We start from the raw sequence: 3,211 nt of genomic DNA, 5'->3' as shown, positions 1-3,211 counted from the left end.
CAAGGGAGACGCCGTGATCGTCGTCGGCTACGAGCGCACCGTCGCCTGGGGCGAAGGCGAGAACCGCCGCACCGGCCGCGTCCTCGAAGCCGACGCCATCGGCCCCAACCTCACCCGCGCGACCGCCGTCGTCACGACGGCCGCGCAGCGCGCACCCCGCCGCAGCGCCGCCCCCGCGGCTGAGTAAGTTGGTCGGCATGTGGGACGGGATCGCTCTGCTGCTGGCCGTGACGGGCGCTGCGCTCGTCGTCGCCGGTGTCGTGCCGCTGTATCGCGACTCCGAGCTCCACTCCGCGCAGCTGTCCGAGGTCGCGCTCGACAAGCGCGCCCGAGCCCGCGGCGCTCTCGTGGCTGCCGTTGTCCTCTTCTCCGCAGCGGCCGTCGCCCTCCTCGCCGGGACGGCCTGAACCCCTACGCCGAGCCGTCCGCGATCCGGAGCACGTAGAGGATGACGTGATCCTCCGGGATCGCTGCGCACTACGTGGAGGCGAAGTTCGAGCTGGGCGAGCACGTCGTCGCCTCCCTCCACCGGGAAGACGCCCTGATTGTCGTCGGCTACGAGCGCACCGTCTCCTGGGGCGAGGAGGGGAACCGCCGCGCCGGTCGCGTACTCGAGGCCGATGCGATCAGCCCCAATCTCACCCGGGCGACCGCCGTCGTCACTACCGCGCCGCGCTCAGGGTGCGGCCGCACTTCACCGGTCGAGAACTAAACCGAAGACGCAACCGCTCCTTCCGCCCCAGACTCGACCGAAACCCAGGAGAACGAAAATTCGATCGGCGGCGAGAAGCTAATCGGGCTGGATCGAACATCGGCGGCCCCCGACGTACGATCCTCTCCGCCAGGACCATGCGCACGTTCACAGTAAGGGGGTAAACCCGACCACAGCGGCCCCCAGCGGCCCCCAGGACGCTTATTTGATCCACCGGCCGACCGGAATGACCAGAAAGTTAACTTAGCCGCCTCAAATCGCCGCAGAACCGAGCGGGAAACCGATCGGAGCTGTACGCTGAAGCTCGTACACGCAAAGACCCCTGTCAGCGAACGCTGACAGTACAAGTCAGCGGCTACAGGGGTCAGAACGGATTTTCGGCCAGAGAATCGTTCTGATCTTAACCCGGCCCTGGTGGGTGTGGTCAACTGTCCACGCCGACCAGTGCTGGGGGCCGTGCGTGAAAGGAGGCCTCTCGTGGCCAATCTGCTCACCCCCGGCACCCCCGCTCCCGGAAGCGGCCAGTACCGGATCGTCGGACCGCGCGGAGGTGACCGCGGAGGTGCCGAGCGCACCAGCATTCAGAACAACCCGCTGCCGCCCACCCCCCACGCGGGCGACCGCTACGTGTACGTGGATGCCACCAACAACGGGGCCGGCAAGCGCCGCTAGGCGCGTAGTACGACAGAGAGGGACCGCGCCGATCGGCGCGGTCCCTCTCTGTCGTTGAGATCTCTTTAGAGTTGAGGGTTGGACTCAGCGGTAGTCGCGACAATCCGGAGACGCCTCGTAGCGGTCGCAGCCGAGGTTCGTGGTCGAGATTCTGTGCATCCCGGTCGGTCGTAGGTTCCCGCCATTGAAGGCGCCCTCCGCTCGAGCGCGCCGTCCCCTGGAGGGAGGGCGAGAACCGCCGCACCGGCCGCGTACTCGAGGCCAATGCGATCAGCCCCAACCTCACCCGCGCGACCGCCGTCGTCGCCACCGCCACTCAGCGCGCACTGCGCCGTAGCGTCGCACCCGCAGCCGGCTGACAGGGGTTGAGTGCCGTGCTTGCGCTACGGGATTTAGCGACCGCGTCGTTCGATCTTGTCGTCCGGGAGCCCGTTCTGGTGCCAACCGACGTTTCCCTCACCCGGGCCGGCGGAACTCTCGTTTCCGCCGGGAGCGGGTCGAGCCTCTTCGTAATCAGGCCGGGCCATTTTCGCCTTCCGTAAAGATGCCGATGGATGAGTTGAAGTTTGCGTCATCACCGTGCGTGAGGTGGCCGAGGGTGTCGTCACCGGTGCCGTAGAGGGCGCCGAGGTTCGTGCCCATCTCGTCATCGTTCGAGTCGCCCGAACCGGCAGTGCTGTCGTCGTAGTTAGGTCGTGGCATTTCAGCTCCAAAGGGTCTCTGCTGCAAACACAAGTGTCAGTGCAGCCGCGGCAAGAGCGAGCGCCGCGAAACCGACCCACACCCATGTCGCTCGAGCGCGGAGGTCGGTCTCGCGTGCACGCAACACCGTGGCCTTGTCCCGCACCATTTGTTGTTCAACTTGTGAAGCTGACTGGGTGGAGTCGATGTAGCGATCGACTAGACGTTGTGCTTCGATGCCGCGCCTCTTGCCGGGGCGCACTGCGACAGCTGCGCAGGTGAGCGAAACGCATGCCAGAGCGAGGGCAAGCACGCCGAAAGTTGCTGCGACCGTCCACACTTGCGCCGTTGATGCTGCGATGAGAACGCCAGCAGAGACAGCGAGAAACGACGCTTTCCCGATCACGCTCGCGGTCCGCTCTGCCGCATCGGCACCGAGTTTGTCGAGCTCTTCGTTAATGAGGCGGACTCGTGCGAACTGGGCGCGACCAGCCTCAGCGGCACTCGTTTTCACGCTGGCTTTGTTCACGCCACCACAGTACGAGGTACCTCCGACAGCGTAGGGATGGCACGCGTCTACCCGCCGAGGCGCGCTACCGAGGAGTGTCAGGCGCGAGGAGCGGGATCGTCGCCAAGCCGTGAGGGGTGGTCCCCTCACGCTCTCCGTGTCCCGTTCCGGGGCGCGAGCTGCACTCGCGCAGCGGCGACGGAACGCCGCAGAGGGGAGGCCGCGGGGCGGCCCGTTCCACCTGTTTTCTTCACCTCTCCGCGGTTTCAACCTATTTCGCTCCACCGGCTCCGTGCCGCCGCTATCGGACGCGCCCTGCGGGCTTATTTCGCCCGTGATCGGCGTCACTGCGCCGCCTCCACTCAAACGGTTTTCCCCGCCGGAGAGGCAAAGAAAAACGATCAGCCAGAGGGAGCACCCACACCATGCAGACCACCACTGACTTGCAGACCACCGCGAAGACCTACCTCACGCTCGCTAACACCCGCGCGGTCGACGTCCGGGTCGTGGGCACCGACCCCAAGACGATGCCCTCGGTGCACGTCACCCGCCGCAAGTCCGGGGTCTGGGAGGCGTGGCACTCCGACCAGCTGCACGGCATCACCAGCGGCTCGTTCCGCCACTGCGTCGCCCACGCC

7 protein-coding genes are annotated in these 3,211 nt (G+C 66.5%); 5 read left to right on the top strand and 2 right to left on the bottom strand.

What is annotated here, in order from left to right; all coding sequences use genetic code 11:
- From C5C54_RS18115 to C5C54_RS17380, 4 genes are all read left to right on the top strand, one after another.
- Window positions 1–187, top strand: a 187-nt coding sequence (locus C5C54_RS18115; protein WP_219812228.1) for a hypothetical protein, incomplete at its 5' end; no start/stop codon positions are given.
- A gap of 10 nt (window positions 188–197) precedes the next feature.
- Window positions 198–407: a hypothetical protein gene (locus C5C54_RS17390; protein ID WP_146078900.1), complete on the top strand. Its 210-nt coding sequence runs from the start codon at window positions 198–200 to the stop codon at window positions 405–407.
- A gap of 74 nt (window positions 408–481) precedes the next feature.
- Entirely contained in the window at window positions 482–712 is a 231-nt protein-coding gene (locus tag C5C54_RS17385) for a hypothetical protein (protein ID WP_104288896.1), read from the top strand.
- Window positions 713–1,189: 477 nt separating this feature from the next.
- Entirely contained in the window at window positions 1,190–1,384 is a 195-nt protein-coding gene (locus tag C5C54_RS17380) for a hypothetical protein (protein WP_104288895.1), read from the top strand.
- 513 nt (window positions 1,385–1,897) lie between these two features.
- Here the strand turns inward: C5C54_RS17380 and C5C54_RS18440 are convergent.
- Together C5C54_RS18440 and C5C54_RS17775 are read right to left on the bottom strand one after the other, a co-directional pair.
- Window positions 1,898–2,026 carry a hypothetical protein gene (locus tag C5C54_RS18440; protein WP_258063369.1) on the bottom strand — a complete coding sequence of 43 codons (129 nt, stop codon included), beginning with the start codon at window positions 2,024–2,026 and terminating at the stop codon, window positions 1,898–1,900.
- Window positions 2,027–2,087: 61 nt separating this feature from the next.
- Window positions 2,088–2,594 carry a hypothetical protein gene (locus C5C54_RS17775; protein WP_146078899.1) on the bottom strand — a complete coding sequence of 169 codons (507 nt, stop codon included), beginning with the start codon at window positions 2,592–2,594 and terminating at the stop codon, window positions 2,088–2,090.
- 404 nt (window positions 2,595–2,998) lie between these two features.
- Between C5C54_RS17775 and C5C54_RS17375 the strand changes: the two genes are divergently transcribed.
- Window positions 2,999–3,211, top strand: a 213-nt coding sequence (locus C5C54_RS17375) for a hypothetical protein (protein WP_146078898.1), incomplete at its 3' end; no start/stop codon positions are given.

Source organism: Rathayibacter sp. AY1F2 (genome assembly GCF_002930885.1).
GTDB lineage: Bacteria > Actinomycetota > Actinomycetes > Actinomycetales > Microbacteriaceae > Rathayibacter.
The sequence above is the reverse complement of the archived record's forward strand: the minus strand, read 5'-3'. Positions and strand labels throughout refer to the sequence as shown.